This is a genomic window from Pedomonas sp., assembly GCF_036515995.1.
In the GTDB taxonomy this organism is placed as follows: Bacteria; Pseudomonadota; Alphaproteobacteria; order Sphingomonadales; family Sphingomonadaceae; genus Pedomonas.
The window spans coordinates 22736-28863 of the sequence record NZ_DATBUP010000223.1; the positions used below are offsets into that span (position 1 = coordinate 22736).

7 protein-coding genes are annotated in these 6128 nt (G+C 66.2%); 4 read left to right on the forward strand and 3 right to left on the reverse strand.

Annotated elements, in window-relative coordinates; translation table 11 throughout:
* Nucleotides 1-120: 120 nt before the first annotated feature.
* A complete protein-coding gene (locus VIG90_RS16380; protein WP_331594592.1) occupies nucleotides 121-1041 on the reverse strand; it encodes a DUF481 domain-containing protein in 921 nt (306 codons plus the stop codon).
* Between the two features lie 281 nt (nucleotides 1042-1322).
* Here VIG90_RS16380 and VIG90_RS16385 point away from each other — a divergent pair, with 281 nt between their 5' ends.
* Nucleotides 1323-2093, forward strand: coding sequence for an alpha/beta hydrolase (locus VIG90_RS16385; RefSeq protein WP_331594593.1), 771 nt, complete (start codon nucleotides 1323-1325; stop codon nucleotides 2091-2093).
* An 18-nt stretch (nucleotides 2094-2111) separates the two neighbouring features.
* Complete coding sequence (locus VIG90_RS16390; protein ID WP_331594594.1) at nucleotides 2112-2942, forward strand: tetratricopeptide repeat protein; 831 nt, start codon at nucleotides 2112-2114, stop codon at nucleotides 2940-2942.
* A 340-nt stretch (nucleotides 2943-3282) separates the two neighbouring features.
* Here the strand turns inward: VIG90_RS16390 and gloB are convergent, their stop codons facing one another.
* Nucleotides 3283-4014, reverse strand: a complete 732-nt coding sequence (gene gloB / locus VIG90_RS16395) for a hydroxyacylglutathione hydrolase (RefSeq protein ID WP_331594595.1) — start codon at nucleotides 4012-4014, stop codon at nucleotides 3283-3285.
* 77 nt (nucleotides 4015-4091) lie between these two features.
* Nucleotides 4092-4511, reverse strand: coding sequence for a VOC family protein (locus tag VIG90_RS16400; protein ID WP_331594600.1), 420 nt, complete (start codon nucleotides 4509-4511; stop codon nucleotides 4092-4094).
* 191 nt (nucleotides 4512-4702) lie between these two features.
* On the opposite strand from VIG90_RS16400, the gene VIG90_RS16405 reads away from it, so the two are divergent.
* Nucleotides 4703-5437, forward strand: coding sequence for an SIMPL domain-containing protein (locus tag VIG90_RS16405; RefSeq protein WP_331594596.1), 735 nt, complete (start codon nucleotides 4703-4705; stop codon nucleotides 5435-5437).
* Between the two features lie 191 nt (nucleotides 5438-5628).
* The coding region (locus VIG90_RS16410; protein ID WP_331594598.1) for a hypothetical protein at nucleotides 5629-6128 on the forward strand (500 nt) is incomplete at its 3' end.

Below are 6128 nucleotides of genomic sequence, written 5' to 3' on the forward strand. Positions count from 1 at the left end.
CTGGAAGGCGGGCAGACCCTATTCACCCATGCGGCCAAGTCAAGCGATGCGGTGCGCAAACCAGCTATTCAACCGCAGCGGGGCCACCCGGATGGAGGGCGGGCCCCGCCCGACATTGGGTCAGTAGCTATACACCAGCGACAGGCGCATGGTGGTATCGGTCTTCTTCCGGTCATCGACCGGATCGCCTTCGTGGATCACGTAGTAGGACAGGCGGCCCGACAGCGCGCCCAGCAGCTTGGTGGTGAAGGCGGTTGTTGAGGTGAAGGTCTTGGTGCCGTCAAGGATCGCCGCCGCGTCCTGGCTGAAGGTCAGGGTCGGCAGGATGTCCCAGCGGTAGGCGAAGGAGCCACGCGCCGCGACCTCGTTCTTCGCATCGCCCTCAAGGTAGCGGATTTGCCGGAACGCCGGACCCGCATCCACCGACAGGCTCATGGTATCCGTCTGCAGCAGCTGGTAGCCCACACCGAAGGATTCGGTGAAACGGCGGGTGTAACCGGCGAAGCGGTCCTTTTCCCACCCGAGCAGGCCGTACACCGAGATGCGCTCGCCCAGCTTGCGGTTGAGCTGGTAGTTGGCCAGCGAGCGCGAGCGGGTCAGGTCGCCGTCGGTCTTCTGGCGGTCATGCAGGGCGTTGATGCGCTGGCGGGTGGTCAGCCCCTCGCGGGTGGTGTCCACCTGAAACAGGGTGCCGGTTTCATCGGTGTTGCCGGTGGTCTTGTTGAAGCCCGCCTCGATGGAGCCCTTCCAGCCCTCGAAGAATTCCCGGTTCTTCAGCTCCACCACGCGCTCGTGCTCGATCTCGGCCTTGAGCGAGGAAGCCAGCTCTGAAATCTGCGACTCGTATTCGGGGTAGGTGGCCTTCGCCACGTCCGCCACGCTGTCGATCTTGGCGTAGTCATCCGATTCGGCGGCCTTGCGGATCATCGCCTCGACGCCCGGGGGTATGGTGCCGGCCGCGGTGGCGGCAGCATCCGGCGCCCCGATATCCTGCGCCAGCACGGCGGATGTCTGACCGGCAAGGAACAAGCCCAAAGCCACGACCGGAAGCCGAACCCCAGTTGAAAGCATTACCCAACCCTTTTTCATTCAATACACACCGCGGCCGTGCACCCCCGGCCGGACGATCCTGCCTTTTGGGGCCACCCTAGTCAGGAAGGCAACCCTCGGGCAACGTCGTTACATTCTCAATACGCCGACCCGTGGGCTGCGGACGATCCGCCGGGGCGATGCGGGAGCAAGCGGGGCGGTGGCCTGCCCGGCAATTCCTGATATGAGACGGGCCACGCATTCTGACGGACGATTCTGATGGAAGGGCCCGCATGACCAGCCAGCATGAGTTTCTCGATCGCGGTGACGGCATCCGCCTCGCCTACGCCTCCCTCTCCGGCACGGGGCCGACGGTCGTCTTCATTCACGGCTTCATGTCTGACATGGAAGGTGGCAAGGCGCTGGCGCTGGAGGCCTCCTGCCAGGCGCGCGGTCAGGCGTTCCTGCGGCTGGACTGCTCCGGCCACGGCAAGTCCGAAGGCAAGTTCACCGACGGCACCATCAGCCGCTGGCGCGATGACGTGCTGGCGCTGCTGGACGCCGTGACGGACGGCCCGCTGGTGCTGGTGGGCTCCAGCATGGGCGGCTGGCTGGCGCTGCTGGCGGCGCAGGCGCGCCCCGAGCGGGTGAAGGGCCTGGTGCTGCTGGCCGCCGCGCCCGACTTTACCGACTGGGGCATGTACGCCGACTTCAGCCCCGAGCAGAAGGCGGCGCTGGAGCGGGATGGTCAGGTGGCCATTCCGTCCGAATACGGGCCGGACCCCTACATCTACACCAAGGCGCTGATCGATGACGGGGCGAACAACCGCCTGCTGACCGGGCCAATCCGCTTCGACGGCCCGGTGCGGCTGCTGCAGGGCCAGCAGGACCCGGACGTGCCCTGGGAGATCGCGCTGAAAATATCCGAGAAGCTGACGACGCCCAACGTGCGGCTGCATCTGGTGAAGGATGGCGACCACCGCCTCTCCCGCCCGGAAGACTTGGACCTGCTGTGCGCCGTTGTCGGCGAACTGACGGCGACGCTGACTACAGCCAGCCGATAAACTGCTAGGGTTCGGGCCATGTTGCGCACCAGACTGATCCTCGCCGCCATCATGGCCCCCGCCCTTCTTGCCGCCGGCGCTGCCGTTGCGGATACCCCCGCCGACCCCGCGCAGGAGGCGGCGGCCCTGCGCTACCGCGAATGCGTGACGGCGGTGGAGACCGACCCGGCAAAGGCGGTGGACCTCGCCTCCCGCTGGCGGGACGTGGGCGGCGGCATTCCCGCCAAGCACTGCCTAGGCCTTGCACTGTTCGAAACCGGCAAGGCCAAGAACGCGGCCGTCGCCTTCTCTCAGGCCGCCGCCGACCTTGAAAGCGGCAAGAGCCAGCTGCTGGGCGGGCCGATCCGCTACAGCGCTTCAACCGTGGCCGCGCTCTACGGACAGGCGGGCAACGCCAGCTTGGTGGCCGACGATCCCGCCAGCGCCTACCAGCACTTCAGCCGCGCGCTCAAGCTGCTGGAGCGCGACGCCGGCCCGCAGCGCGGCAACCTGCTGATCGACCGCGCCCGCGCCCTTGCCGGGATGAAGGACTTCAAGCTGGCCAAGGCCGACCTCGACAAGGCGATTGCCGACCTGCCGAACTCCATCGACGCATGGCTGCTGCGCGCCGCCGCCCACCGCCAGCTCGGCCAGACCGCCGCCGCCAAGGCGGATGTGGAAAAAGCCGTGCAGCTCGCCCCCAGCGAGCCCGACGTGCTGCTGGAACGCGCCACCCTCCTCGCCCGCGAAGGCGACATCACCGCCGCCGAAGCCGACTGGCGCAGGATCGTGGAACTCGCCCCCACGTCTCCCGCAGCCGAAACCGCCCGCGCCAATCTGGGACAGGGTGGGGACGCCGCTCAGGAATAGGATTTTGCGAGGGGCTCGCCCCTCGCGCTCCCATTCGTTTTAGCGGGCCGCGCCTGATAGTTGTTAAAAACCTATTGACATGGGAAACGCCCTGTGCGAGAAGGGGTGAGCCTTGGGGAATTTTGCCCGAGGCGCGTACTCGTGTTCCGGTTTGCGTGATGTGGTTGGGGCCAAATGCAAGCAAAGGGAGGGGGCGAGTATGCTGGGGCTGTTCTGTTTTCTGATTCTGCTGACGCTGGGCGCTTCCGTGCTGTGCGCAAACGTGCGCGGCGGCTTCCCCGTGCGCGGCCCGAAAAACGAATTGGGGGTGCAGGGGGACAGGTCCCCCTGCGTAAAAACCCTAACCCTTGAACACGTCCTTGGCGGCGCGGCGGCGGGCGAATTCCTCGACCGTGCCTGCGGTGAGGAACGGGTTGGTGGCCTTGTCCACGCCGAGGAGGAAGGGCACGGTGGGGAAGCCTTGCGCGCGGTTGCGGTGCACTTCGTCCATGCGGTCGACGAGCATGTCGTTGCCCGGATCGACGGTGAGGGCGAAGCGGCCGTTGGCTTCGGTGTATTCGTGGGCGCAGTAGACTTCGGTGTTGTCCGGCAGATGGGCGAGCTTGTGGAGGCTCACCCACATCTGCTCGGCTGTGCCCTCGAAGAGCCGGCCGCAGCCCATGGCGAACAGGGTGTCGCCGCAGAAGAGCAGGCCTTGGGTTTCGAAATGGTAGGCGATGTGGCCGGCGGTGTGGCCGGGCACGTCCAGCACATGGGCGAAGTCTCCGCCCGGCAGGGTGACGACGTCCCCCTCTCCCACGGCGGTGTCGATGGCGGGGATCTTGGCCTGCTCAGCCCTTGGGCCGATGATGGTGCAGCCGGTGGCCTGCTTGATCGCCTCGTTCCCGCCGGTGTGGTCGCCATGCCAGTGGGTGTTGAGAATGTGGGTGATGCGCCAGCCGCGCTCCTTTGCTGCCGCCAGCACGGGCTCGGCAACGGCGGGATCAACGACGGCGCAGGTTTTCGTGCCCTCGTGACCGAGCAGGTAGACGTAGTTGTCGTTGAGAACGGGAATCTGAACAACATCAAGCATGGCGCACCTCCCCCAACCAAACTGCCTGTAAAGAACGCGGCAGCCCGTATTCGGGCCGCCACGCGCCGTCTTTTCGCTTACCAGCTGCCCGTGTTGGGCATGGACGCCCACGGCTCGGCGGGAGCGAGACGCTCGCCCTTCTGGAGCAGCTCGATGGAGATGCCGTCCGGCGAGCGGATGAAGGCCATGTGGCCGTCCCGCGGCGGGCGGGCGATGGTGACGCCGCCGTCCATCAGCCGCTGGCAGGCGGCGTAGATGTCGTCCACCTCGTAGGCGATGTGGCCGAAGTTGCGCCCGCCGGTGTAGCCCTTCTCGTCCCAGTTCCAGGTGAGCTCCACCTGCGCGTCCTCATCGCCGGGGGCGGCAAGGTAGATGAGCGTGAAGCGGCCCGCCTCGTTCTCGTAACGGCGGATTTCCTTGAGGCCCAGCAGATCACAATAGAAGCGGAGCGATTCATCCACGTCAGACACGCGGACCATCGTGTGCAGATATTTCATACCCATGTTCGTGCCTCCAGTAGGTTACGCGCTGGAACTGCGCCGGGATTTGAGGGCAGCGCCGGGGTGCGCCGCCGGAATGATTTCGCGTCCGGTCCGATGGCCGGACCATTTCGCCGGACAGGATTTGCTGTCCGGTATTAATGACATAAGCTCTGCATTACCAAGACAAAGCAACTGGTGCGAGGCCCATGGCTGTTGATATGACCAACCGCAGTGCGATCCTTCTGGGCGCGGCCGCCCTTGTGGCCGTCGGCTTTACCGCAGGCGGCTATTTCATTGGCGATGGTTTCAAGAACGCGCGGCGGGCGGACAGGTCCGTGACCGTGCGCGGCCTTGCCGAGCGGGACGTGGTGGCGGACATCGCCACCTGGAACATCGCGTACACCTCGGTCGGCCACCAGCTGGAGACCGTGCAGGGCAAGATCGACCGGGACGCGGAGACCATTCGCGCCTTCCTGAAGGGCTATGGCTTCGCGGACGACGAGATGACGACGACCGGCGTCTCGGTGAACCAGTATATCGACAACAGCCCGCACGTGGCCCCGGACCGGCGCACCAACATCAACATCCGCCAGACCATGCAGCTGCGCACCCAGAAGGTGGAAGCGGCCCAGAAGGCCCACGCCGCCATGAGCGAGCTGGTGCGCCGGGGCGTGGTGCTGGAGGGCAACGGCATGCCGGTGGTGTACAGCTTCACCAAGCTGAACAGCATCAAGCCGGACATGATCGCCGCCGCCACGAAGGACGCCCGCGCCGGAGCCGAGCAGTTCGCCAAGGACAGCGACAGCAGCGTCGGCGGCATCAAGCAGGCGAGCCAGGGCTATTTCTCGATCCTGCCGCGCGACGGCGAGAACATGCACGAGAACAGCAGCCCCTACCAGAAGGTGCGCGTGGTCACGACCATCGACTTCTATCTGGAGTGAGCAGCTTTCGAGCAGGGCGCATGCCCTGCGGTTAAGAAAGTGCGACCAATAAAGAACTAAACGGCCTCCCTCCGTCGCTGATCTTGCCCTGATCTTCCGCTCATCCTCCCGGGCGGAACAGGCCCCTCCCGCGCCCGTTCCCCAAGGAGGAAGCGCAGGTTTGCGTGAGTTCAGGCAAGCGGAGGAAGACCATGGCGAACACGCCCAAAGACTGGAGCAGCAGCGGCCAGCCGCCCGTCAACACCACCGGAAACGAACCAGCCGAGAGCAAGGGCCAGAAGCAGGCGCGCAAGGCCGACTTCCGCAACAAGGCCGAGGCGGACAAATCCGAGGCCAAGTGGTTCAACCCGGAGCCGCGCGAGGAAGCCTCCACCGCGCTTCCCGAGACGCCCGGCCAGCCCTATTCCAACACAAACCTCCAGCAGGGCGAAGGCCACCCCGGCGCGCTTGAGGCCGGAGGGGCCAGCGACACCGGCGACAAGAGCCGCAACGTGGAGACGAGCCGCAACGCCGACCGGCTGGAGCCGGGACAGGAGGCCAATCGCGGCCTCGGCGCGGACCCCAACCTCACCCAGAACCGCCGCGCCGAAAGCCGCGACGTGACCCACCTCGGCTCCGCCCCCTATCAGGGCACCGGAGAAGGCAGGACCGAAGGCGCAGGGCTTGAGGCGGGCGAAGGCACGGGGCCCAT